23 protein-coding genes and 2 pseudogenes are annotated in these 25,814 nt (G+C 56.2%); 24 read left to right on the top strand and 1 reads right to left on the bottom strand.

Annotated elements, in window-relative coordinates; genetic code table 11:
* Window positions 1-64: 64 nt before the first annotated feature.
* The 7 genes and pseudogenes from GF1_RS04350 to GF1_RS04320 all read left to right on the top strand — a co-directional run bounded on the left by GF1_RS04350 (window position 65) and on the right by GF1_RS04320 (window position 6,102).
* Entirely contained in the window at window positions 65-1,555 is a 1,491-nt protein-coding gene (locus tag GF1_RS04350; RefSeq protein ID WP_267928401.1) for a flagellin, read from the top strand.
* A gap of 367 nt (window positions 1,556-1,922) precedes the next feature.
* A pseudogene (locus GF1_RS16565) lies at window positions 1,923-2,828 on the top strand (flagellin N-terminal helical domain-containing protein); the annotation flags it as partial.
* Between the two features lie 234 nt (window positions 2,829-3,062).
* Window positions 3,063-3,410, top strand: coding sequence for a flagellin (locus GF1_RS16560; protein WP_435051708.1), 348 nt, complete (start codon window positions 3,063-3,065; stop codon window positions 3,408-3,410).
* An 82-nt stretch (window positions 3,411-3,492) separates the two neighbouring features.
* Entirely contained in the window at window positions 3,493-3,846 is a 354-nt protein-coding gene (locus tag GF1_RS04335) for a flagellar protein FlaG (RefSeq protein WP_267928400.1), read from the top strand.
* Window positions 3,847-3,868: 22 nt separating this feature from the next.
* Entirely contained in the window at window positions 3,869-5,227 is a 1,359-nt protein-coding gene (gene fliD / locus GF1_RS04330) for a flagellar filament capping protein FliD (protein WP_267928399.1), read from the top strand.
* Window positions 5,228-5,236: 9 nt separating this feature from the next.
* Window positions 5,237-5,686, top strand: coding sequence for a flagellar export chaperone FliS (gene fliS / locus GF1_RS04325; protein WP_267928398.1), 450 nt, complete (start codon window positions 5,237-5,239; stop codon window positions 5,684-5,686).
* Between the two features lie 2 nt (window positions 5,687-5,688).
* Window positions 5,689-6,102, top strand: coding sequence for a hypothetical protein (locus GF1_RS04320; protein ID WP_267928397.1), 414 nt, complete (start codon window positions 5,689-5,691; stop codon window positions 6,100-6,102).
* Here GF1_RS04320 and GF1_RS04315 read toward each other — a convergent pair.
* Complete coding sequence (locus GF1_RS04315; RefSeq protein WP_267928396.1) at window positions 6,099-8,003, bottom strand: motility associated factor glycosyltransferase family protein; 1,905 nt, start codon at window positions 8,001-8,003, stop codon at window positions 6,099-6,101. The genes GF1_RS04320 and GF1_RS04315 overlap by 4 nt on opposite strands.
* Before the next feature lie 561 nt (window positions 8,004-8,564).
* Here GF1_RS04315 and GF1_RS04310 point away from each other — a divergent pair.
* From GF1_RS04310 to GF1_RS04235, 17 genes and pseudogenes are all read left to right on the top strand, one after another.
* A complete protein-coding gene (locus GF1_RS04310) occupies window positions 8,565-9,257 on the top strand; it encodes a PilZ domain-containing protein (protein ID WP_267928395.1) in 693 nt (230 codons plus the stop codon).
* A 150-nt stretch (window positions 9,258-9,407) separates the two neighbouring features.
* A complete protein-coding gene (locus GF1_RS04305) occupies window positions 9,408-10,082 on the top strand; it encodes a PilZ domain-containing protein (protein ID WP_267928394.1) in 675 nt (224 codons plus the stop codon).
* Window positions 10,083-10,094: 12 nt separating this feature from the next.
* Window positions 10,095-11,459, top strand: a complete 1,365-nt coding sequence (locus GF1_RS04300; RefSeq protein WP_267928393.1) for a hypothetical protein — start codon at window positions 10,095-10,097, stop codon at window positions 11,457-11,459.
* Window positions 11,460-11,473: 14 nt separating this feature from the next.
* Window positions 11,474-11,773, top strand: a complete 300-nt coding sequence (locus GF1_RS04295) for an EscU/YscU/HrcU family type III secretion system export apparatus switch protein (protein ID WP_267928392.1) — start codon at window positions 11,474-11,476, stop codon at window positions 11,771-11,773.
* A 122-nt stretch (window positions 11,774-11,895) separates the two neighbouring features.
* Window positions 11,896-12,297, top strand: a complete 402-nt coding sequence (locus GF1_RS04290; protein ID WP_267928391.1) for a roadblock/LC7 domain-containing protein — start codon at window positions 11,896-11,898, stop codon at window positions 12,295-12,297.
* A 68-nt stretch (window positions 12,298-12,365) separates the two neighbouring features.
* Window positions 12,366-12,971 carry a GTP-binding protein gene (locus tag GF1_RS04285; RefSeq protein WP_267928390.1) on the top strand — a complete coding sequence of 202 codons (606 nt, stop codon included), beginning with the start codon at window positions 12,366-12,368 and terminating at the stop codon, window positions 12,969-12,971.
* Window positions 12,972-13,283: 312 nt separating this feature from the next.
* On the top strand, window positions 13,284-15,878 hold the full coding sequence (locus tag GF1_RS04280; protein WP_267928389.1) for a hypothetical protein: 2,595 nt from the start codon (window positions 13,284-13,286) through the stop codon (window positions 15,876-15,878).
* A 147-nt stretch (window positions 15,879-16,025) separates the two neighbouring features.
* Complete coding sequence (locus GF1_RS04275; RefSeq protein ID WP_267928388.1) at window positions 16,026-16,598, top strand: type II secretion system protein; 573 nt, start codon at window positions 16,026-16,028, stop codon at window positions 16,596-16,598.
* A 95-nt stretch (window positions 16,599-16,693) separates the two neighbouring features.
* Window positions 16,694-17,989, top strand: a pseudogene (locus tag GF1_RS04270) (GspE/PulE family protein); the annotation flags it as partial.
* A gap of 44 nt (window positions 17,990-18,033) precedes the next feature.
* Complete coding sequence (locus GF1_RS16555; RefSeq protein WP_435051707.1) at window positions 18,034-18,339, top strand: ATPase, T2SS/T4P/T4SS family; 306 nt, start codon at window positions 18,034-18,036, stop codon at window positions 18,337-18,339.
* Window positions 18,339-19,541, top strand: a complete 1,203-nt coding sequence (locus GF1_RS04265) for a type II secretion system F family protein (RefSeq protein ID WP_267928386.1) — start codon at window positions 18,339-18,341, stop codon at window positions 19,539-19,541. The genes GF1_RS16555 and GF1_RS04265 overlap by 1 nt, the downstream gene beginning before the upstream one ends.
* 103 nt (window positions 19,542-19,644) lie before the next feature.
* Complete coding sequence (locus tag GF1_RS04260; protein ID WP_267928385.1) at window positions 19,645-20,904, top strand: AAA family ATPase; 1,260 nt, start codon at window positions 19,645-19,647, stop codon at window positions 20,902-20,904.
* Window positions 20,905-20,979: 75 nt separating this feature from the next.
* A complete protein-coding gene (locus tag GF1_RS04255) occupies window positions 20,980-22,494 on the top strand; it encodes a hypothetical protein (RefSeq protein WP_267928384.1) in 1,515 nt (504 codons plus the stop codon).
* Window positions 22,491-22,958, top strand: coding sequence for a hypothetical protein (locus GF1_RS04250; RefSeq protein WP_267928383.1), 468 nt, complete (start codon window positions 22,491-22,493; stop codon window positions 22,956-22,958). Before GF1_RS04255 ends, GF1_RS04250 begins: the two co-directional genes overlap by 4 nt.
* Window positions 22,955-23,425 (top strand): hypothetical protein, encoded by a 471-nt coding sequence (locus tag GF1_RS04245; protein ID WP_267928382.1) that lies wholly within the window; start codon window positions 22,955-22,957, stop codon window positions 23,423-23,425. Before GF1_RS04250 ends, GF1_RS04245 begins: the two co-directional genes overlap by 4 nt.
* A complete protein-coding gene (gene mshL / locus GF1_RS04240; protein WP_267928381.1) occupies window positions 23,415-24,944 on the top strand; it encodes a pilus (MSHA type) biogenesis protein MshL in 1,530 nt (509 codons plus the stop codon). The genes GF1_RS04245 and mshL overlap by 11 nt, the downstream gene beginning before the upstream one ends.
* Window positions 24,945-25,814, top strand: coding sequence for a tetratricopeptide repeat protein (locus GF1_RS04235; protein WP_267928380.1), 870 nt, complete (start codon window positions 24,945-24,947; stop codon window positions 25,812-25,814).

Here is a 25,814-nt window from a genome sequence, read left to right as displayed (position 1 = left end):
TATCGCGAGCCAGCGGTCGGATCATTGACGACCAGGCAGAACACAGTTTCATGGAGGATGAACCATGGCTTTGACGATCAATACAAACGTAGCGTCCCTGAATGCCCAGCGCAATCTCTCTAAAACCCAACTCGATCTCTCCAGGTCCATGGAGAGACTCTCTTCCGGACTCCGCATAAACTCCGCCAAGGACGATGCCGCCGGTCTTGCCATTTCCGACCGGATGACGGCCCAGATCCGCGGCCTCAACCAGGCTGCACGAAACGCAAACGATGGTATTTCCCTGGCCCAGACCGCGGAAGGTGCCATGCAGGAATCCACCAACATCCTGCAGCGGATGCGTGAGCTTGCAGTCCAGGCTGCCAATGCCACCAACTCCGCCGCCGACCGCGCTGCCCTCCAGGCTGAGGTCAACCAACTCAAAACCGAAATGAACCGGATTGCCAATTCAACCACCTTTAACGGGTTGAATATCCTGGACGGAACCTTTGTTTCCCAGCAGTTCCAGGTCGGCCCCAACGCCAATGAAACCATCGGGGTTTCCATCCAGAGCATGGCCGCCGACGACCTTGGCAGGTACGCCTTCGATGCCAACAATACCACAGCCAATGAAGGAACGGGAACACCCTCAACAGCAGCTACTGCAGCACCATCCAACAACACCATCGCAGCTCAGACACTGACCATCAACGGGAGCAAAGGAAACAGCACGGTAAGCATCCTGGATGGAGACACGGCCTACACAATTGCCAACAAGATAACCGACGCGGCAGCGGAAACCGGGGTCACGGCAACAGCCCGGACCGAGGCGACACTGTCCGGCCTCAGTGATGCCGGCCAGGTGAGTCTGACCATTGGCAGTGGAGGCAACACAGCCACGGTCAATGCTTCGGTAACCACCGGAGATTTGAGCGAGCTGGCAACGGTCATCAATGCCCAGAGCGGCACCACCGGTGTCACGGCAACCGTAAGCGGAGGCACCATCACTCTGGTCCAGGCCGAAGGAAAAGACATCGTCCTGGAGGATTTCACCCATACCACCTCCAGTGCCACCATCACAGTGACGGGTGCATCCGGGAACACCACGGACCTGACGACAGGTGGAGACGACTCGACCAGGGTCTCAGGTACCATTGAATTTTCGTCTCCGGACGCTTACACGGTTTCTTCAAACATTGCAGCGTCAAGCGGATCTATCCTCAACCAGGCGGCCGACACAACGGAAATACCTCCCATGGAGGAAGTTACCCAGGTGGATATCAGCACTGTGACAAGCGCCAATGACGCCATCAAGATCATTGACGCGGCCCTCGACAAGATAGACGCCCAGCGGGGTGACCTGGGTGCGCTGCAGAACCGGTTCGAATCCACCATCGCCAACCTGCAGAACGTGGCTGAAAACCTCACCGCTGCCCGGTCGCGGATCCGGGATGCCGATATTGCCCAGGAGACCTCGGAGATGACCAAGGCCAATATTCTGCAGCAGGCAGGTGTATCCATTCTTACCCAGGCTAACCAGACGCCGCAGCTGGCCCTCCAGTTGCTCCAGGGCTAATCAGTTCGAACAACCCTGTGGCCATAAATTCACAACAAAACTTCACGGTGATCCGAACGAAAACGCAGGCGCTGGATCCGGGTCTCCGTGAAGTTTTCCCCCGGACTTTCTGCCGCCCTTGACAAAAAAAACGAACAACTGGATTTTTTCTCTAAAGATTATCCACCAAGGTTTCGATACGAATAGCAAGGGTAAATATTCTTCATTTTCTTTCTGAAAACGAGGATTCTCCAAAAAAGTGATTCTGTGAACCAAGGAGGTGACGGCCAACAAAAAACACATCCGCAACACATTTTTTTAAGTTGTACGTTTCACCGGCAAGGATGCCAACCGAAATCTACCCAACACATATTCAAGGAGGAATATCATGGGTCTTGTAATCAACACAAACGTAGCGTCTCTCAATGCTCAACGTAACCTGGGTAAAACCCAGAGTGCTCTCTCCCGCTCCATGCAGCGCCTCTCTTCAGGTCTGCGGATCAACTCTGCCAAGGACGATGCGGCAGGGCTGGCCATCTCCGACCGGATGACCGCTCAGATCCGTGGTCTCAACCAGGCCGTCCGGAATGCCAACGACGGCATCTCCCTGGCCCAGACCGCGGAAGGAGCCATGCAGGAGTCCACCAATATCCTGCAGCGGATGCGCGAGCTGGCTGTTCAGTCGGCCAACGCCTCCAACTCCGCCGCTGACCGCGCCGCGCTTCAGGACGAGGTCAACCAGCTGCAGAGCGAGATGAACCGGATCGCCAACACGACGACGTTCAACGGTCTGAAGATCCTTGACGGCTCCTTCTCTTCCCAGAAATTCCAGATCGGTGCCAATGCCAACCAGACCATCAGTGTCTCCATTGACTCCATGGCAGCAGACGACCTGGGGCGGGCAGCGAAAACCGTCACCAATACCACAGCTAACCAGGGCACCGGTTCCGCCACCACGGCGGCCACCTCTCTGCCCACCAACAACTCCATCGCGGCCCAGACCCTGACCATCGCCGGTTCCGAAGGAACAGATACCGTATCTGTCACCGCCGGAGATTCGGCGTACACCATTGCCAGCAACATCAACAACGTCACCTCAAGCACCGGTGTTGAAGCATCGGCCTACAACGAGGCGTCGATCACCGCGGTCAGCAGTGACGGAACGGTGCAGATGACCCTGGGTTCCGGCGGCAGCACGGCCACCATCTCGGCTTCGGTGACCACCAGTGATCTCAGCAACCTGGTTGATGCCATCAACAAGGTCGCTGGCACCACCGGGATCTCGGCCGAGCTCGACGGCGGGAACGTCAAACTGATCCAGTCGGAAGGCAAGGACATCGATATTGGGGATTTCACCCATTCGGTTTCCAATGCCACCCTCTCTGTTGAGTCCCTGGACGGCAACACGGAAACCCTGACCGATGCCGATACCGATTCCACCACCATCGCCGGCCGGATCGAGTTCAGCTCCACTGAGTCCTTCTCGGTCCGCTCCAGCATCGCCAACACGGCCGGCAGTGTCCTGGACGTGGCGGCAGATACCTTTGTCAACTCGTCCACCGACTATGTCAGCGCAATCGACATATCTACCCAGACCGGTGCCCAGTCGGCCATTGACGTCATCGACAAGGCGCTTGGCAAGATCGACTCCCAGCGTGGTAACCTTGGTGCGGTTCAGAACCGGTTCGAGTCCACGATCGCCAATCTGCAGAATATTTCCGAAAATATCTCTGCGGCACGCTCCCGAATTCTCGACGCGGACATCGCCCAGGAGACCTCGGAGATGACCAAGCAGAACATCCTGCAGCAGGCCGGTATCTCCATCCTGGCCCAGGCCAACCAGGCCCCGCAGATGGCACTGTCCCTGCTCCAGTAAGAACAGTAACCTCAACTCTGCTTCCCCGGGCCCTTGCCGGCCCGGGGAAATAACCGGCGAATTCCACAGGGAGGGAACTGAAATGAATATTGATTCCATCACCATGACCAGCGCGTCACCGCCCCGCACCCAGGAACCCGCGGAGCAAATCACCAGGCAGCGGCAACAGGAAAAAGTCAACAAACCCGCTGAACCTGGCAATCAGAAACAGAACATGATCCAGCCCGAAGAACTGCTGGATCAGATCAAGTCCATCACCGAAGGTGGTGCATACAGCGTTCGCTTCGAGAAAGACAATGACATCAACGCACTGATCGTCAAGGTTGTCGATCAGGAAACCAACGAGATCATCCGGCAGATTCCACCGGAGGAGATGGTCAACCTGAGCAAGCATCTCCAGGAACTGCGCGGCAATATCGTCGATACCGTTAGCTGAAAAAAAACTCCGGGGAGCAGTCATGACTATCTCATTTGGCGGACTGGCCACAGGACTCGACACCAATGGCATTATCGACGCCATCATGAACGTCGAACGCCAGCCACTTGCCCGTCTGGAAACCGACAAAACCTGGCTCAACAACCGTCTTTCCGCCTTCACCGAGCTTGACTCCAAGCTCAATACCTTCCTGGACTCCATCGCCAATCTCGGCGACCCGGATGTGCTGGCCAAACGGTCTGTCAGCCTGAGCAGCAGCGATTATTTTTCTGCCACTGTTTCCAGCGAAGCGCTGGCTGGAACCAGCTACCAGGTGGAAGTCCTTTCCATCGCTCAGGTTCAGAAAACTGTCTCGGACGCGGGATTTGCTGACAAGACCTCCAACACCTTTGGCACCGGCACCCTGAACCTGACCGTGGGAACCACCACGACAGGTATCGAGATCACGGCGGAGAACAACTCCCTGGAAGGAATCATGCAGGCCATCAACGATGCCGGCCTCGGAGTGACCGCCTCCATCATCAACGACGGTACCGCCAGCCCCTACCGGCTCATGCTCACCGGCGAGGATGTCGGTACCTCCTTTTCACTGGACACCACAGGTCTCACCGGTGGCACAGACACCCTGGGCACCTTCACGGACACCCAGACCGCAACCCAGGCCCACATCCAGGTGGACGGGATAGATATATACAGTGACAACAATACGATCAGTGAGGCTATCCCCGGCGTCACCCTGGATCTCACCCAGACATCCACAGGCACCACAACCAGGGTCGATGTAGAACTGAACAAGACAAGCATCCAGTCCACCATCGAGGAGTTTGCCAAAGGGTACAACGAGGTTATCCAGTTCATCACCGGCCAGTCCACCATGGGCGACACCGAAGCGGGCGTGCTGGCCGGCGACGCGGGTATCAACTCCATCAAGCGGCATCTTCAGAACATGCTCACCGATCCCTATTCAAACAGTGGTGTCTTCTCAACCCTTTCGGAACTGGGCTTCGAAACCCAGAAAGACGGTACCCTTGTGGTCAACAGCGAGAAGCTCAGCGACGCCATCGACACCAACCTGGATTCCGTTACCAGCCTTCTGGCAGGGGACGACGGCCAAAGTGGCCTGGCCAGTGAGTTTCAGGATTATCTTGAATCCATGACCGATTCCAGCAACGGCATGCTGGCGGGACGCAAGGAGGCGATCAACAATAATATTGAACAGATTGATGCACAAATAGAGCGGACCGAGGCCCGTCTCGCCAAGCGGGAAGAGACCCTGCGGGCCCAGTACCTGGCCATGGAACAGCTGGTCAGCCAGTGGAACTCAACCGGGGATTACCTGATGCAGCAGCTGGATTCCATTTCCAGCCTGTCCAAGAAATAGGGATTGATCATGAACGGATACACCAACCAGTACCTCACCAACCAGATCGCCAGTGCCACTCCGGAACAGCTCCTGCTCATGCTTTATGACGGCGCCATCCGCTTCACGACCCTGGCAGTCAAGGCCATTGAAAGCAATGATATCCCCAAGCGGGCCTATTACATAAACAAGGCCTCGGCTATCATATCCGAGCTCGATGCAACCCTGGATCACGACCAGGATGCCAACCTGGCCGAGAACCTCGATGCCCTGTATCATTACATGCTCAAAGAGTTCATGAATGCCAACAAGGACAATGATCCGGAACCTCTCAAGGCTATCATCAAGATGCTCAAGGAGTTGCGCGAAACCTGGGCCGAGGCCATAGCTCTTGCCAAAAACGAGCAGGTGGAACCGGCTTCCCAGAACCTGGACAGTGACCCTGCTCCGGGGCACACCAAAATAGCAGCCGCCCTGTAGCCATGACATCAACAGAAAAAAGCATGGAAAAATCCATGGATCTCTATCGGGAGCTCAAGGTGACCATGGACCAGATCGAGGAAAAACTCCCGGTTCTCGACCTGGAAACAACCCTTCAGTCCGCCGACGGACTCGAGCAGCTGCACAAGCGGATTGTGGCTGCGGACGAGGAACTCCTCGAGGCTGTACAATCCGATACGGCTGAAAACATGAAACGCATGACCGACTCTTTTGCCAGGCGCAAAGAGCTGGTAACCGATATCCTCGAACAGAACAGAAAACTTTTACCCAAGTTGAAGACCAGACTCACCGGCTATCGCACCGAGATCCTGAAGATCAAGAACGGCATAGTCACAATGCAGGGTTACCAGCAGCATACAGATGGCAGGGGTCGCCATGTCAACACAGCCAACTAATTCAACTCCTTCACCGGCCATTCGAGTTTTTCGACCACGGCCCTGATCTTTTCCAGGCCGGAGCGATAAATTTCCTCCGCCATCTCCTGTTGATCGGCAAACAGCAATACCTTGTACCAGGCGGTCAACAGGTGAAGAATAAACAGGACAAAGACCTCTGGTCGCCTGTCCCTTTCATTCTCCCTGTTCGCCATAACCGCATCCAGAACCGCCCGGTCGACAACCTGGTTAAATTTCTTCCAGGTAAAAGTTTCGAGTTCCAGCCCGCGGATCACATCTCTTTTCAATCCTTCTGCCACCTGACTCGAATCTTTGGTATATGATTTCCAGTTTTTTCCCTCTTGAGCCGGCAAAAAGGCCTTTCTTATCCGGTCGATATCATCCTGCCTGCGTGGGTAATTCCGCAGGCTGATGGCCCGGGACCGCCTGGCCCGTGCGCCCCTGACCCTGGCACCGTCGGAGAGGTTGTACACTTTCGTCTTTTTACCTGCCGCCTCGATGGCCTGCTCGACAACGATCCGTACATGGGTCAAAAATGGCGTACTGGTGACAACCTCCCGGTCTTTAGATGAAAAATTTGCCTCAACAATAATCTGCTGCATTTTGTCCAGGTAATCATCAACCGACTGTTCATCCGAGCCATGCTCCGGCTTTTCATATATGGTGGCTCCGGCATGACTTTTATCGATAGAATAATAACCGAAATCGCAGCCAAGTAGATATATCTCACCGGGTTGACACAGACAGGCAAAGGAAAACGCCATGTTGGTACTGGAGGGCAGAACCCTGTGCATGGGCATCGTGAAATGAACCGGCGCGACCTTGTCTCCCATGCCACAGAGCAGGATTTCATTGAAATATCGCACTATCGATACCGGAGCATTACAGCCCGCAATCACAGGTATGTCCGGATCAAGACCAAGAGGTTCACGCAAACCTTCCTGATGTAACATCGTCTCGATTGTAACTTGGAAATCAGGCCTGATTCCATGACGCAACAAAGGCTTAACCGCACTGAACACTGCGAAAATAATCAGATTATCCTGGTTTGCTCTTAGCCACTCAAGATCATGATCAAGGGAAGGCCCTGATGCCACAACAGCAATCCTGGATTTTTTGGACAGACGGGGACGGCTTGTCAGCAAAGGACGCTGTTGCCTGAGATTGGCCATAATCTGACAAATGGCATCATACTCGTAATCAAGCGGAAAGACCACGTTGGACATGGTGGCCTGGTGCATGCGAAATGATTCGATCAGATGCGGATTTTCCGGGCATTCGTACCCCGGCAGGACACGGGTCCAGAGCTGACGGCTCACCGAATAATTGCTGAAAAAATACCTTATTGCCTCGCTCTGAGGATCGGTCCCGAGGGAAAACACCACCTCAGCCTGGTCGCTTATCTTCCGGTAATCAAGAAAATAACAGGAGACCTCAAACCGTTCCAGATCCGGTTCCACCAGAAGAATGTGACTCACTTCGGTACGCGAAAGATAGTAATCTACATGTAACCCATGGAAAATACCGAGAAAAACAACTGGAGGAGAAAAACGGCGGCCATCAGAAAGCTCCTTGAGGTTGATCTGTTTGAGGGAAAAACGGAACAGGGATTCCGGGAACTCTGTCAGGAGCTGCTGGTAAATTGTTCGCAACGGCTTCCCATGCAGTGGGTACCTGTCCATGGCAGGTATCTTGAAATTGCAGAGATCGATCCAGGTGTCATGGACCCAGTCTCCCATCATGGCGGCAAACATATCCAACCCGGCTTCCGGGTGGGCCAGCTGACCGCTCTCTTCATGCGTTATTGACAGAAATTCCGGCGTGATATTCAACTGGTAAGGACATTTCTGTTTCCGGACAAGCGACAACAGGACTGGATGCCGTTGACGGAAAAATTCCATATTGCTCTCATATGTCTTCTGGAGAAGAAGCGGGCGCTCCTCTGGAGAAAGGCATCGGAGCCTGTCTATCATTGACTGATTCATTTAATCTGTCCTTGTCTGATGACGGAAGGAAGCATCATTTCATCCTTGATGAAATAGCAGAAACAGGGCGAAAACACAATATGCTCCCACTCATAACTTCCTCAGATATCGGCGGGCATACTCGGGCAGATCAGCAAACCGTGGTTTGCCCGGCACAGCCCATTTATCCCGCAAAAGAGAAAAAACTTTGTGATTACCACTGAAATTCAGCCACCGATACCTGAAGGTGTCGACCTCACCCGTTTCACGGGTGTCTGTGGCCTGGATGGCCACAGTCAAGTCCCCAGGGACGGGTTTATGGCATCCCGTGAAACACGGGAGCTCGACACCGGTTTCAATGCTGAAGATTGATGGTAATCAGAAAAAACTTTTTTTCCCCCCTTAGATATGGCAAGATTACTGAAGAAATTGTGAATACTCACCGATAGTCTTATTAGTAGCCTTCAGTGGCTTTCGGATATCCCAGGACAGACAACCATGCTTACCCTGCCGCAACTCATTGAAAAACTCGCTCCGGATACCACGGTTCGGGTGGCTCTGCCCGTCGTTGACAGCGGTGAAAAACTGCGGTTGACCGGGGTCTATCATCCCGAAGAGGAAGAGCGGTTCACCATCGTCTTTCCCCTGGATACCCTGCCGGTGGAACGCATTGACAAGAACAGGAAATGCGCCATCAACGTCAATGTCGAGGGCCAGACCTACCTGCTCCTGGCAGACATCCTGGAAATAAAGGACAAACGCACCATGCGGCTCATCGGCCGGGAGGTGGTCGTCCCGGACCAGACCCGAGAGTATTTCCGAGTCGATGTCACCACTCCGGTCGCCGCCGCCTCGATTATTCCCGAGGAGCTGGCCGACGACGACTCGGCCTGGCGTATAACCGGCGAGACCATCGATGTCAGTGGCAACGGACTGCTGGCCGTCTTCAACAAACCCATCGAAGACAAGGGCCCTGTCCGGATAGAGCTCGTGCTGCCCCAGGCCAAGCCGGAAATAGTTCACGCCCTTGCCCACATCGTCCGGACCACCAAGGTCAACGACGATACCTACCACATTGCCTTTCATTTTGACGAGCTGTCCACCGAAGACCAGGACAAGATAGTGGCCACCTGTTTCGGCATCCAGCGCCGGAACCTGCGTCTCAAAGTCCGGGTGCGCGACAGCGAGTAAAAAGCATCCTGTCAGGTATTTCCCGACCTGAAATTCGGCAATATTTGCAACATCCTGCGTTGTAAAAGATTTTTTTTATGGTATAAAGGCGTTAGATGTATACATGCACACTGAGTCGAAAAAACAGGATTTTTTCCCGGAACCGCAACCGTGCCAGAGATATCTGAAATAATAGACGAAATAAGAGACAGCTCCACCGTGATCATTGATCTGCCCCTGAACGGGGGAAAACGGAAGCGGTTGACCTGTGTCTTCAAGCGGAAAGAATCCCCGGAATTCCAACTTGTTTTTCCGCCCAACACCCTGCCCCTGGAAGATATCGACACAGATTCCACCTGCCGACTGTCGATCAACCAGTCCAACGATCCTGTCACCCTGATCGCCAAGATCGACGCCCTGGAAGACGACCGCATCCTCCATCTCACCGGGCAGGAACCCATCAGGCCCGAGTTGCTCAGGGAATACTTCCGTGTCTCCCTGCGTTCCAAGATTGTCGCCTCTTACCAGCCCGGCCCAAGGGAAACCCGCAGCAAACCCTGGACCATGACCGGAGAGACCATCGATCTCAGCGGGGGAGGCGTACTCGCCCTCTTTCCCGGCAAACCGGAAAACCGACGGAACATCCGCCTTGAAATAGAATTGCCGACCCAGTCCGAACCGGTGGTCTGCATAGCCGAGGTGGTGCGGACCTATAGAATGCGCAAAAAAAAGTATCAGGCCGCCTTCCATTTCACGGATATCGAGCAAAAGACCAGGGACCAGATCATCTCCTGCTGTCTTCAGGAACAGCGCCGCCAGCTCCGGGAAAAAATACGCGTCGAATAATAATGATCCTCCATGAAGCCGACCACTCCCCTGCCACCGGTACTCCGAGTACAGAGACTGACGGGATTCCAGGGGAACAGGCAGGATCAGCGTACCCCCTTCACCCAGGGCCAGATGCTTCAGGCAACAGTCAGCGGCAAGACCGGTGACGGCCAGTTCATCCTCGACATCGGCAGCAGACAGGTAACCGCCGAGGCCAGAGCTCCCCTGACCATTGGCAGCCGCCTTGACCTCCAGGTTGTCTCCACAACCCCCCAGGTGGAACTGCAGATCATACATGATCCACTCAGCCGCAGGATAGGCCAGAATCTCCACCTCTTTGACAGGCAGGCCAGGACTCTGGCTCCCCTCGCGGACCTGGCACGCCAATTCAGCGAGAACCCGGCCCTTTCCAAAGCAACCAGAGAGGCCCTTGGCCAGATTTCCCAACTGCTCGACCGTCTGACTCCCAAACCTTTACTCATCCTCTCCCAGGCTGAAACCGCGCACCTGGAAGAAAAACTCAGCCAGCTCCTTTTTCAGTCCTCCGCCGACCGGGGCCAACCGACCCTGCAGTCCACCCAGGCTGTACGACAGATCCTGCAAAACTTTCTTGGCCAATTTGCCTCGCGAGAAACTCCAGGTTCCCGCTCCACCCTGGTACCGGAGCAACTTGCGGGAACCCTGCATACCATGCTGGACCAGGAATTGCTGCCCGGCCATGGGCTGGAAAAAAAACAGCTCACCGAGCTGCTGGCCGGCCTGGTGCACCAGCTTTCCCGGGATCGTCCCCCTGTCGAACTCGAGGCACCGGCGCTCAGAGAGTTCCTCAACCGCCTGGGACTGAATTTCGAACAACTGTTGGCCCGGGGACAGGGTAAAGAGGCCGCCGGGACCCTCAAGGGCGCCCTGCATGAGCTGCAACAGCTGCAGGAAGGGGGAAAACTACCCGGCCAGACCAGCCAACTGCTCAAGACCCTGGACCTTTTTGGCCTGCTGCAGGCAAAACTTTCTTCCGAGGGACTGTTCTTCATCCCCCTGCCCCTTCCCTTTCTCGAACAGGGTTACCTGCTTCTTGAAAAGGACCGGAACCATCGGAACAAGCAGGAAAAAAACACCGATGCCCCTAGAATCTTCTCCCTGTATCTCAAGCTTCAGGGACTGGGAAACCTGAACATAGAAATTCGCCAGCAGGAAGATGAGCTGACCCTTTGCTTTCGTACCGAAGGTCCTGAGCAGGCCGCGTTCTTCTCCGGCTTCAGGGATGAGCTGCACCGCTGCATCGCCCCTGCCAGGCTGCACTCTGTCCAGTTCCTGACCGGGGCAGACGAGCCGCTTAGAAACATCCTCGAGAGACTCGCGCCCCGGGGCTCGGGAATACTGGACACAAGGATATAAGGACATAGGACACCATGGATAAACCCACAGGGAAAATATCGGAAAAGGCCGTGGCCCTGCTGTACGACCAGGAAAAATCAGCAGCGCCCCAGGTCGTTGCCAGCGGATCGGGCCTTGTGGCGCAGAAGATCCTCCAGACGGCCCGGGATGCAGGCGTGTTCATCCAGGAAGATCCGGACCTCGTCGAGCTGCTGGCCAAGGTGCCGGTGGGCGAGGAGATCCCCGAGGAACTCTATCGCAGCATCGCCGATATCCTGGCCTTTGTCTATCTGGTCAATGAAAAATACAAGGCAGAGAAAGACCCGCAAAAATAAGGATTCCGTGCAAAAACAATTTCATATAAAAATCTTTCTGACGTATACTGGATCACAAACAAGATTGCTTACGTACTTTTCCCGCTGTGGGGCTTGGATCGAACTGTTTGAGAGGTAACACTATGAATTATGGGGTAGTCAGTCAGGAGCAACTGGAACAAATCGACGAGATACTGACTGAAAAACTGATCAAGATCGGTGTAGACTGTGTCATTATCATTGATATGGCCGGCAACATCATCACGGCCAGGGACAATGGCAGATCAAAATATGATGTCTATTCCTTTGCCGCCCTGGCAGCGGGAAACTTTGCCACTGTGGATGCAATGGCCAAGCTGGTTGGCGAAGAAGAATTCTCCCTCCTGTTCCACAAGGGAAATGACAGCAACATCCATTTCTCCAAAATCGACGATGAGCTCCTGCTGATTTCCATGTTCGGCAAAGACATTTCCCTGGGCTTTCTACGTCTCAACGTGGTTGAGGCCATCGACCAGATCAAAAAACTCTGGCCTCGTAACGAGTAACCAGGCTGCGTCCGAAGCCTTATCCTCTTTTCAGCCCCAGAGCAGGCTTCGAAGAACAGGAGAGCATCTTGAGCTTCATCAACCTCAAAGACAAAATTGTTCAGGTAAAGATCGTTTATTACGGGCCCGGTCGGGGAGGAAAAACCACCAATCTCGAGTACATTAACCGAAGATTCAGAAAGCAGATCCAGTCCGAGATGGTCAGCCTCAAAACCCACGGCGACCGCACCCTGTTTTTCGACTTCCTGCCCTTCAACATGGGCCAGATCAAGGGTTATGATCTGAAAATACAGCTGTATACCGTGCCCGGGCAGGTCAAATACAATGCCACCAGAAAACTTGTCCTGAAAGGGGTGGACGGCATCGTCTTTGTTGCCGATGCCCAGGAACAGATGCGGCAGAAAAACATCAGGTCCCTCAACCAGTTGCACGAGAACCTGCTGGCCTACAAGGAGTCCATTTTCAAAATTCCCCTTGTCATGCAGTACAACAAGGTCGACCTGCGCAACCAGGGTGTCCCCATTCTCCCCATCAGTGTCCTGGAGAAGGATCTCAACAGCAAACTCAGGGTCCCCTCCTTTGAGGCCAGCGCCCTGACAGGATATAACGTACCTGAAACACTAAAAAAGATAATATCTTCCACGGTTGTGTCCATCCAGAGGAAGCTGCTTTAGGAAATCTGGTGTCCTGCATGTATAAGAGCAATTCGCTTCACCGGACCACAGGGCAAGGTTCACGGTATCTTCCTGATCCCGCCGGAACCCCAACCTCTGCAGCCATTATGACACTCCGGCAGTCCTGGCAGTTGCACCTGTAACAGGCTGTTGAAAAACGTAGTGAGCGAAGATGAGACAAGAAAAAATGAGGCGAAAAGCGCAGTGTACATCGAGCACATGAGCCTTTGGAGCCGAATTTTGACGCAGTATCATCAAGCGCAGTAGTTTTTCAACGGCCTGTGTAACCTGTACCTTGAGATTAACCAGCACATGAAAAGCTCAGAAACCCCCACCCATTCGCTGGATGAAGTCGAAGATCTCACCCTGTTCGCCGATGAAGAGTTCGACACCGACGAAGTTGACCTCTTTGAGTTCACGGGTATTGACGACTCCCCGTTGACCCGTCTCAAATCGATCATCCTTTCGCTGGACTGGGAAATCAACGACGAGATTCTCCAGGAGCTTTCCGATGAAACCGCCAGCCTGCAACAGCTCTGGCAGGGTGACAAGATTGCCCGGGTGTATCTCCAGGGACTGGACAAGCTGGGCCGTTATCTCCGGGAGGAGGGGGCCTATGCCCATCCTAATGCCATCAAACTGCTTTTGACCTTTTACTATGACTTTGAAAAGATCATCTCGTCGGAAAGCATCACCGGCGATGAAATTACCACGCTGCTGAAGACCGATGTCCGGAAATTCAAAATTCTCCAGTATCAGATCACCCAGGCCCAGGAGCAGGCAAAGATGCCCGTTTCCCGGGAAGACGTAATCGAGGAGGTTCTCACACCTCCCGGAGGCAGCGATGACGAAGTTGTCGCCGATGTTCCAGTGGCGCCGCCCCTCCATGGACTTAAGGCCGCGATCCTCGGGCTGGACTGGGAGGTCACCGACGAAAATCTCGAACGATTTGAAACCCAGGTCCAGAGATGCCTGGGCGAATACCAGGAGAACAAGCCGGCGACAATCCTGCTCCAGGGACTGCATGCCCTGGGCCGGTACATCGGCGAGAAACGGGCCAGGGCCAGACCAGAGGCCTTTTCGCTCCTGGACAACTTCCACGAAGGACTGACCAGGCTGGTTGAACACCCGGACCTGGACGAGGTAGAGCAGGAGAAAATCCTCATAGACCGGGTCGGTCGCCTCAACACTCTGAAAGCCATGGTGGCCGGAGCGCCGCTTCCGACCGCCAAAGCCTCGGAAGCGGCGGGACCGGGCGACCTGGATCAGACGGCAGGCGGACCGATTGGTGGCGAAGAACCGGTGTCCACAGCCAGCCCCACTTTGGAACCTGCCCCGTATCCCGAGGACGAACTGGATGCCGAGGCCATCCAACCGCTGGAGGACAGGCTGGCCGATGACTTCATCGAAGAAGAGCTGAAAATATCCTCCGAGCTCACCTCGGCCCTGGCCGATTCCGACATCTCCTTGCGGGAAGAGCATCCCCTGCCCGTGGACTCGGAGTTGTCTGAAAGCATTGAAGAACAGTTTGATTTGTTTTTCAGCGACGAGGAACCGGCCAGCCTGAAGGAAGAACCCGCGGTGGAGCCGGCTCTGGCTGCCGCTCCACTGTCTTCCGAACCCGAAGCGACCACCGGGGATGATGAACGGGATATCCAGTCAGACATTGAGAAAAAACTCGACCTCCTCTTTGGAGAAGACGGCGACGATCTCGTCCTGGAAGGCGACAGGCAGAAGACCGGTACAGACATGGGGGATCTGTTTGACGATGAGTTGGAAAACGAACTGGCCCCGGCCCTGGCCGATGTGGTAGAAGAAAAGCCTGGCGAGGGCGAGGTTATCGCCAGCGACGAAGAAATCGTTGCCAGGGAGATAGAGGAAAAACTCGATTTCTTTTTCACAGAGGAAGAGGAGGTATCAGCCCCTGTACCGGGAGAAAAAATGGTTGCCGGCGAAAAGGTTCATGACAAAACCGAGACATCATCCAAAGCTCAGCATGACTCTGAATTCCCTGGTACTGTAGAAGAAGAGGAGAGCTCAGAACCTGAACCAGCACTTGCCGGAACTGAAGGGGAGGATATCTTCGATCTGGAAGATACGGACGAACCACTAGACACGGAACTGGAGAAGAACCTGGATCTCTTTTTTGCCGAAGAACAGTCGCCCGCCCAGGCGGAGGCGACCGGGGCCACAAGTGGTGCCCCGGTTGGTCCGGCAGAAGAGCTGGAACCCGTGGAACCGGCGCTGGCCTCCACGGAGCATGACGGGGAAGAGCTGCCAGCCCTTGCCGAAGATCAGGACGAGACCACCACTGCAGAAGATCTGGGAAAAAGACAGGATGCCTTTTTCGGCAGCAGTGAACCGTTGAACCAGGACGAGGTGTTGGAACCGCTGGCCCGGAAACTACCGGTAATTGAATCCTCTGCCGACAGCGACGATGAGCTGGTGCAACTTGAGGAGTGGCTGTCCAGCCTTCCGGAGTCCATGGCTGAGCCTCAGCGTGGCGAGTTTCTCGCCCGGATAAGCAGGTTACAGGAGAAACAGGCAGGAAGCAACAATGTGGTTCTGCTGCAACTTCTCTCGTCCCTGCTGACCATGCTGCCTGAAGACGACCGACTGGTCCCCGGAGAAACCTCCGACGTCTGCCTTTTTCTTCTCCAGGGTGCCAGGAAGCAGCACGATACGCCCGATTTTCTCCTGGAAGCGGTCAACCGGTTCACCGACTGGCAGAAGAGCCTGGTGAGACTGATGACCTCAACCACTGTCCTAGAAACCGCGGAGAGTGTCACCAGGCACCCCGAGGTTCTGCAGGATGTTGTCGGCGAACTGCGAGAGGAACTGGCCGGGCTGCGCCGGATTATGAAAGAGGAAATCGACGCCCTGCGCAGGGAACTCAGGGAGAAATAAATCCTGGACACCTGCCGTCTCTGGCCTTGCCACGAAGAGGCAGACCAGTGTATATACCAGAGCCCGGGACCACCTGGACCTCCGGTAAAGATTATTGCAGGACCACATGGACTGTTCATTAAAAACACAAACTGAGGAGATACGACGATGCAACGAAAACTTGACAACAAAGGTTTTACTCTGGTTGAGATGGCCATTGTGCTGGTCATCATCGGTCTGCTGCTTGGCGCGGTGATGAAAGGACAGTCCCTGATCCAGCAGGCAAAGGTCAAAAACGTCATCGACCAGATCGACAGCTTTCGAGCCGCTATCCTGACATTTTATGACCGCTACGGCCAGTACCCCGGCGATGAGACACTGAGCAACATTCCCAACGGGGACGACGATACCGTTGGCGACGGCGATGGCCAGGTGGAATACGCCGGCGAGATGTACAACCTCTTCCGCGACCTGCAGCTCGCCGGTATCATCTCCGGTAATTACGACGGCACCACGGACCTTCCCCGGCACGCCTATGGCGATAGCCTGCTTTTCTACTGGGTTACCCCTTCTGGTGGAACCACCAATCACTGGTTCCGGCTGGACAACCTGCCCTGGGACGTGGCCCTGGAGATCGACCTCAAGCTCGATGACGGTGTCTACAACACCGGCAGTGTCGTTGCCAATGAGGACTATGTCCCGGCGAGCAACAACATAGGCAACACCTACATCAAATTTTAGTCCTGTTGGCTCCGGATATTTCCCGTTCCCGAAAAAGAAAAAAACCTTCGGGAACGGGAAATGGCTCCCAGGCCCCTCTTCGCTGCCACGCATCCATGCCGCCAACCCAGCTTCCCTTAGGCCAGCTCCTCAAGGAGCATGGCCTTGTAACCGAGGAACAGATCCGCTATGCCCTACACGAGCAGAAGGCAACCGGAGAGCGTCTCGGCGAAAGCCTGACCCGCCTGGGCCTGGTCACAGACACGGAACTGGCCCGGGCCCTGGCCCGGCAGAGCGGTTACAGTTATATTGATCTACGGGCCTTTACCCCGGAAAAAACAACCCTGCAGAAATTGCCGGTCCAGGCGGCCCGACAGAAAAAGATTCTCCCTCTCTGGCTCGAGAACAACGAAATCCACGTGGCCGTCGCTGATCCCTTTGATCAGACCATAGCCGAGACCGTCTATCGGCTGACCGGTCTCGCCCCCAGGCTCCACGTGGGGGCCAAAAATCAGCTCGAAAAGCTCATCGAGTGGTTCTACCACCTGCTCGAACATCCGGCCGATGAGGCCATTACCGCCATCACTGAGCGGCTGCGGGCAACACCGGGCGCCAGCGTCGACATCACCCAGCTTGTCGACCTTATCCTGACTTCGGCGGTCAGCCACAGGACCACAGATATCCATTTTTCGCCAAGCGATCTCTCCACCCGGGTCATGTTCCGAATCGACGGGGTGCTGCGGCCGGCCCATGTCTTCCCCTCCACCATCCACAACCGGCTGGTCACCAACATCAAGGTCCGCTCGGGGATGGACATCTCGGAACAGCGCAAACCCCAGGACGGACGGATGAGCTTCGAATTTCTCGGTGACACCTTTGATGTGCGGGTTTCGTCCATCCGGTCCAATTTTGGCGAGAACATGGTCCTGCGCCTGCTGCCATCCCGGGGCGGCTCCACCCTGTCCATCGCTGAGCTCGGTTTTGAAAAGGACCAGCTGCGCACGGTCAGGCAGCTCTTTGCCAAGCCTTACGGCATGGTGCTGGTCACCGGACCCACCGGCAGCGGCAAGACCACGACCCTCTACTCTGCCCTGCGGGAACAGGATGCCATCGGCAAGAACATCATGACCGTCGAAGATCCCATCGAGTATGAATTTCTCATGATCCGCCAGACCCAGGTCAATGAACGGGCCGGATATACCTTTTCTTCCGCCATCAGAACCTTTCTGCGCCAGGATCCGGACGTCATCCTTGTGGGCGAGATCCGGGACGAGGAAACCGCCCTGCTGGCCACCCGAGCCGCGCTCACCGGTCACCTGGTCCTCTCAACCCTCCACACCAACACCGCCATCGGCGCACTGGCCCGGCTCATCGACCTGGGGGTCTCCCCCTACCTGCTCTCGACCTCGCTTATCGGTATTATCTCCCAGCGGCTGGTCCGCCGCCTGTGCTGGAAATGCCGGATCGAATACACCCCGGAGCCGGAAGAGCTCGAAGCCCTCGGCCTGCCCCCGACGGCAGGTATTTCAAGGCGGGAAGCTGTCCCGAATGCCAGAACACCGGTTACCTGGGTCGGGTGGTGGTGGGCGAGATTCTTGGTCTGTCCAGGGAATTGCTCAAGCTCATCTCCCAGGAAGCTCCGCTTGGCGCCATCGAGGAACAGGCCAGAAAAGAAGGCTTTTATGACATCAGGGAAGCAGCGATCAGGAAAGTCGTCCAGGGCGAGACGAGCATAGAGGAACTCAGGAGGGTGATTGGATAATGCCGTTCTTTATCTATGAAGCCGCCGATACCTCCGGTCAGAAAATACGGGACGAGGGGGAGTACCCGTCTGTCGCCGCCCTGTATACCGATCTCAGGGGCCAAGGCCTCACTCTCCTTGACTACCGGAAAAAACTGCAGCTCAATCTTTCCATCGGGCAGCGGAAAGTCAGGCGACTGGTCCTGGCCGAGTTCTTCCGTAACCTGAGCCTGCTGGTCCAGGGAGGAGTACCGCTGCGCCAGGCCATTCAGGACCTTTACTTGAATCCCGGCGATCCAGCCCTGAAAGCGGCCCTGAAAGAGATAAGCCACAAGATCGAGGGCGGCGAGTTGCTTTCAGAAGCAATGAAGGCCCAGCCGCGTGTCTTTGGCAAGATCCTGGTGGTTCTGGTGACCATCGGCGAGGAAACCGGCACCCTTGACCGCACCCTCAACGACGCGGCCCGTCACCTGGAACGGACCGAAGAGATAATCTCCAACACCAGGCGGGCCGTTACCTACCCTGCTTTCATCGCCGTGGCCATGACCGCGGCCCTGGCCTTCTGGATGCTCTATGTCCTGCCCCAGCTACTGACCCTTTTTAAAAGCATGGGCATGACCGACCTGCCGCTGGCCACCCGGGTACTGATCGTCAGCGTCGACATCTGCAGGACCTGGTGGCCCCTTGTTCCCGGTATTGTCCTGTTTGTCAGCCTGGCAGGTTTCCTGGCCCGCAAAAATACCAGGATCAAGTATGCCTGGGATCTCTGCTGGTCCAGCATGCCCCTGGTGGGCAGGATCCTCAAAGCCTCCCAGCTTGCCTTTCTGTTCGAATACCTCTCCCTGCTCTCCGAGGCAGGCATCCACATCGTTCGCAGCCTGCAGATCATGGAAGAATCCATCAATCACCAGGTCCTCCAAAAAGGGGTGAAGCAGATCGAGACCAGTGTCATGGAGGGTCGGGGACTGGCTGAATCCTTCACCCAGGTCCACATGTTCGAGCCCTTCATCATCCGCATGATCAGTGTGGGAGAACAGACAGGCACCATGCCGAGCCAGCTGAAAATCCTGGCTGATTTCTATCTTGCCAGGGTCAACAAGCTGGTTGATACCATGGCCAAGACCCTGGAGCCGCTGCTCATCACCTTTTCCGGCCTCATCTTCATGGTCATAGCAGTTGGCCTGCTTGGCCCCATATACGACCTGATGACCCAGATCAAATGAACCCTGTATTCAAGAAACAGAGCACCGTCATCTCTCGGAGCGGTACTGCGTACCCGGGCCTGACAAAGCAGCCCCGGGAGCTGCACTCTCTTTCGTATCCAACATGATGGCATCTCATCACTCCCTGGATTATCTCGACTTTTTCGGTTTTGACGAACCGCCGTTCAGGCTGTCGCCCGATCCGGATTTTTTCTTTCACACCCGACCGCACCTGGCCGCCAAGGAAGTACTGGAATATGGCATCCGGCGTGGGGACGGGTTCATGGTCCTGATGGGGACAGCCGGAACCGGCAAATCCCTCCTGCTACGCATCCTGATCCAGAACCTGCCTCCCGGTAAAAAGACAGCGATTATCGTCACCCCGGCCCTTGACCCACAGAGCCTGCTCAGGATGGTGCTCGACGAACTCGAGGTGGTGGTGGCCGATGGTAAGCAGGACCTGGGTGTCCTGGTCAAAGAATTTGAAAAGGCCCTGCTTCTGCTGGCAGAGCAGGGTTGTGAACTCCTGATAATAATCGATGAAGCCCAGAACCTGCCCCTGGAGACCCTGGAACAGCTCAGGCTGCTTTCAAACATCGAAACCAGCTCCAGGAAACTCGTGCAGATCCTGCTGGCCGGACAGCCTGAACTCAAGGAACTGCTTGGTTCTCCAAGGCTGTTTCAACTCTCCCAGCGAATCTCCATCACAGAAGAACTTCGTCCCCTGACCCGGAAAGAAACCGGCCAGTATATAACGTTCAGGCTCAGCCGGGCCGGCCGGACCGATATCACCCTTGGCCGATCCGCCCTGGGGCGAATCCACGCCAGGACCTCGGGCATCCCCCGGCTTATCAACAGGATCATGGACCGGGCCCTGCTCATCGCAGCCTCCGAAGGATCGCACACCATAACAGGCAGGCACATCACCCGGGCGGACAAGACCCTGCCCGATTTCACCAGGGACCGCACAAGGGTCAGGCTGCCACTCCCTGGTCCGGCTCTCTTTACCATCGCCGCCCTCATACTTCTTATCCTCGGACTCTATAAATTTTCCAATTTTTCTGGTATCATGGTCCAGGATGTGATTTCAGCCCTGTCCCAGGGCGTCCAGAAAGCATCCACAGAGATGGTGCCACAGCAGAAAACAGCGACCGTACCGGCCACTGCACCGATAGAAAGAGTGCGGATCACGGTGGACAAGGCCCTGATCCGTCAGGCCCCGGGCACAAGCCATCCCCGGATAACCACCGGTGTACGTGGCCAGGAATTCGAGCTCGTCGGTGAAAAAGACGGTTGGTTTGCCATCCGTGTCTTTGATCCGGCCGGCCATCAGACCACTGGCTGGATCAAGGGTGAGCTGGTGACCCGGACAGAGAAGCGATAGATAAGAAAATCCGTGGTCGGCCCGTGGACCGGCCAGACACCAGGACCAATAGACGCTGTTTAGGAAAACAGCGTCGTGATCAAAGCGAGATATATGGCACTGGGCTCCAACAAGAAAAAATTCCTCGCCTGTTTCGATCCCGTGAGGATGCGCTGGTCCATGGCTGAAGTCAGAAGATCGGGCAGAAAACCGGTCTTTTCCGGCGCCGTAGCCGACTGGGAGCCGACAGGAAACAGTGGCGCCGATCTCTACTGCAGCCTCGCCACGCCCAGAACCCACCTGCTTCTGGCCGAATTTCCCAAGCTGAAAAAAGAGCTTCTCACCCTGCAGATCAATGAACGGATCCGCCAGGAGGGACTGTACGGCGAAGATATTCATTTTATCCAGAAAATAAAAAAGCTTGACCGGCGGGGAGATAGCCAGAAGCTGTCGGTCGTCTCCATCCCTTCCACAGACCTGAACCCGCTGCTCGATCCCGAGCTGGCCGACCATGGTCTCAGGATCCGACGCATCGTCCCGGCACCGGTTGCCATAGCCGGTCTCCTCGGACAGTTCACCATCGAACCGGTCCTGGCCGCGATCTTCTCCGAGGAAGGACTCCAGGTTCTCCTGGTCAGGGACAGCCAGCCCCTGTACTCCCAGATGGTTCCGCCGGACATATCAGGTCTTTTTGAAGAAGCGATGCTGGCCCAGACCTTCGAGACGGTCCGACAGAATATCCGCCGGCTCTTCTCCCTCGAGGTCGACAAGTTCATCTGCCTTGGCCAGGGTCATGAAACCTGCCCGGACAGGATCGGTGGCGAGGACTCGTGGCAACCGGACTGGAACCTGATCCTTGAGGCCGAGTCTCTGGAAGATGTATACCGGTACCCGGAGCTGTACGGAACCTGGTTTGCCGACCCGGACTATGATTGCCTGCCCCGATCCTGGAGGGCCTCCTATGCCCTCCAACAGGCCACTGGCTGGGTGACGGCAGGCCTGCTCCTGGCAGCTGCCGGCCTGGGCGCCATGGGGTACACTGGTCGCGCCGGGCTCGGAGAAATGCGGCAACAGTATCAGCGGTTATTCCAGGAGACCTCTGCCAGGCAGCGGGAACTTGGTATTATGCTCCCATCGGACGAAGAAAGACAGCTGGTGGAACAGGTGGCCTCCCTGCAGGCCAGAATCAGGGTTCAGCCCCGTCTCGAGAATATTCTGGCCACCATTGCCGCAACCATTCCCGATTCTGTAAAGATAGTCTCCTTTACCTACCGTGCAGGCGCAGCAGGGACAATGCCACCGGGCACCTCATCCCCCGGACCCGGCTACCCACCTGCGCCCGGCCAGCAAAGTCCCGGTCAGGGAACGGACAGCGGAAACAGGGCCATGCGGGTGAACGGTCTTCTTGGTGGCACCGGCCGGCTTCACATCGTGTTCACCACCCGAGGTGACCTGCTGGAGGCCAGGAGCAGTTTTGAGGAGGCCATATCCGGACTGGCGAAAAAGTACACCCTGGAAAATGTAGAGTGGAACTATGGCCAGGAAGCCGGGGCAGGATTACTTGAATGTGATCTTGTCCTGACAAAACCGGACGGGGAGGATCGTCGATGAACCGTATACCCCGTCCCTCTGCCTGGCAGATCGTGTTTCAGACAGCGGTTGTCTGCCTGTTCTGCTTCAGTCTCTGGTTCTTCATGCAGACCAGGACAGAGAAACTTGAACTGAACCGGGCCATCCAGACCCTGCGATATGAAAAAACGAAATATGACCGTATCAAAAGCAGTGTGGAGAGCTATATCTCGCTGCGGGAAAAGATCATGGCCTGCCGGGACATCCGCACCCCCCTTGTCTGGGAACAGATAGAAATCCACCTGGAGGAGCTGGGATTTTTTGACCTCCTCCATCACCTCAGGTTTCTCCACCAGGATATCCAAAACCAGTATGGCAGGGATGGCATGTTTGTCATGGAGACCATGCAGATGGCGCAGCAAGACAGAGCCGGTGCCACCACCGGGCCGGTCCGGTTCCTCATCAGAGGATATCTCCTCTCGGTATGCGGAGGTGAGGAGCCATGAAAGACTGGACCCTGGTTCTCATGCCGCTGTGGAGCCTGGCCCTGGGCGTTTTTCTGGTCATGATGACCACGGCCACCGGAGATTCGACCAGGTATCCGGTGATCTCCATGCCCCAGTGGCATTTCAGCCAACCACCCGTCCCCGGTGTACGGAACCGCCCGGGGACCGGGAAGACCGACCCGTCGAACCAGACTGTTCGCGTCAGCCCCTTTGCCTACGAGAACAATTCCGCCACCGAGGTCAGCGAGGAAAAAGAGTTGCCACCCCTGAAGCTGACCCTCATTGCCGTGGCCGGAGCAAAAAAAATATGCAGAATAAATGGACAACTTTTTTCAGAAGGCCAGCCGGGCGACGGATTCCAGGTAACGAGGATTGACGATACCCATGTGGAAATCATCTTCGATGCCGACCAGCAGCCCGCTGTCCTGTACCTCAATACCCCGGGGATGACCACCGATGTACAGTAACAAGACGCTCCTCACCTGGCTGTTGATGGCCTCCCTGTTCCTCAGTGGATGTGCGCACACCACCTCGCCGGCCAGGGATAAGATGCCGCAGTGGGGCGAAAGCACCCTGGTTCCACCCGAGACCCAGGTAAGCCGGCCTCCGACCCCGCCGGCCGACAAGGAACCTCCCAAACCCAGGTTCAAAAATCTCTCCCCCCTTGATCTGCAGAAGGTCTCGATTTCCTTTTACCAGGAGGATTACCGGGCCGTTCTCCAGGTCCTGGCCCGGGCGGCCGGTTTCAACCTGGTCATCGACGACGAGGCCGAACAGATCCTGGGCAGCGGCCGGGCCCTGACCGCCGATTTCAGCGAACGACCGGTCCGAACCGTGCTGGACCATGTGTGCCGCGCCCTGGACGTGACCTGGACGGAAGAAAACGGCACCATATATGTCCGTGGGCTCCAGAGGCTGATCCTTGATCTCGACTTTCTCTCCTCGGTGCAGGAGTCCCGGTTCAATGTCGGTGGGGACGTTCTGGGAGGGGGTTCTTCCGGGAGCAGCGATACCGATATGCTGACCCCGCTCAAGGGCAACTTCGAGCTCTCGGGCGGACAGGCCGGCGAAAGTCGGGATATCTACGGGGAAATCCAGTCTTTTGTCGCCGAGCATGTAGGAAGCGGTGGCACCTACTCCCTCAACCGGGCTACCGGCACCCTCATGGTCATCGCCCGGCCCCATATCGTCCAGGAAATCAACTCCTATATGGAGACCATAAAGGAAAAATACCGCCGCCAGGTGCTGATCGAGGCCAAGATTCTCGAGGTGAACCTCAATAGCTCCCATGAGCTGGGCATTGACTGGAAAAAATTCGAGGCAACCATAAGCCAGAACGCCCTGCGGACCACCGGTACCACCCTGAATGTGATCAGCGAAGCGCTCAATGAAAATTCGGTCTGGTACGGCCTGCAGTTATCGGATCAGTATTACAATGTCAGCACCATCCTCCATGCCCTGGAGGAATATGGCTCGGTGAACACCCTGTCCAATCCACGTCTCAAGGTGCTCAACGGCCAGTCGGCCATGATCAGCGTAGGCCAGTCGGTCTCCTACCTGCGAAGTTTCGAGCTCGAGACCACCGGCACCGACGTGGGCACCACCCAGTCACCGACCGTGGAAATCGGCTCCCTGTTTGACGGCGTGCTCCTGGGGGTGACCCCGGAAATCGAAGAGTCGGGCAATGTCAGCCTGCACCTGGTGCCCATCAAGAGCGAGATCATCTCCCTGGCCGAGAAAGAATACCAGGGCGGCAACCGCTACGCCTTTCCGGTGGTGAACCTGCGGGAGGCCTCCACCGTGGTCCGGGCCAGATCCGGTGAACTGGTCATTCTGGGCGGCCTTATCCAGGACAAGAAACAGGACGACGACTCCGGCCTGCCTGGTTTTCAGGATATCCCGCTTATCGGCTCCATGTTCAAATACAGTGCCGACCGCCGCCAGCGGGTGGAACTGGTCATCATCCTGAGGTTGCAGGTACTGTAGATGAGCAAACTCTTCACGACGCTCAAACATCTCGAACAGCGGCAGAAAGAGAGCGGCTCCCTTCCGGAGCAGGCGCCGCCCCCTGCCCGCAGTTCCACTCCGGAAAGGACGGGAAGCAGAAAAAAGATCATCGCGATCCTGCTCTTCTTTATCCTCAGCGGGGCAGCGACCGTGGTCTTCCTGCCCCGGTTCCTGACCAGTAGCACGAAAACCATGGCCACCTCTGTCGCCAGTCCGGCAGGCGGTCAGTCAACCTCTGCCACCCGGGCATCCAAAGCCCGGACAAACCCGGCCCTTCCGGGGATTACCGCCCAGGACGACAGCAAGCCGGCTGGTCCGGCCCGAATGGCCGCTGCGCCATCACCGGACAGTCAGGCCAGGCCGGAATCATTGCCGGCGCCTGGACCCCACGACGCTGCACGAACGGATGAGGGAACAAAGATCCGTGAGCCAGGGCCAGCTGCCACCAGTCAGGAGCAACTCGCCAGGACAGCAGAAAATCCGCCCCCCCGGCCTGTTACGGAAAAAACGGTCAAAAACGCCAGGGAAATCGCCCCACCCCCGGACACCAGCCTGGCTGTATCAGGTATGTTGATGGATCGCCGCCACAAGCAGCTGGTCCAGACGGCGGAGGAGTGCAGGAACCGGGGAGACTTTGCCGAGGCGGCCAGACTGTACCGCAAGGTGTGGGAGAAATCCGGCGATCCCCTGGTGGCGAACAATCTGGCTGCCTCCCTGATGATGCTTGGCAAGAACCGGGAGGCCCTCGCCATTCTCCAGCAGGCCCTTGAAAGACATCCCGGCGATGCGGACCTGGAGTATAATTTTGAAGCCGCCCGGACGCTCGTCAGCGGACAAGTGGAGAAATAA

It is taken from the genome of Desulfolithobacter dissulfuricans (assembly GCF_025998535.1).
Taxonomy (GTDB): Bacteria; Desulfobacterota; Desulfobulbia; order Desulfobulbales; family Desulfobulbaceae; genus Desulfolithobacter; species Desulfolithobacter dissulfuricans.
This window is presented reverse-complemented; position numbering and strand designations above follow the sequence as displayed.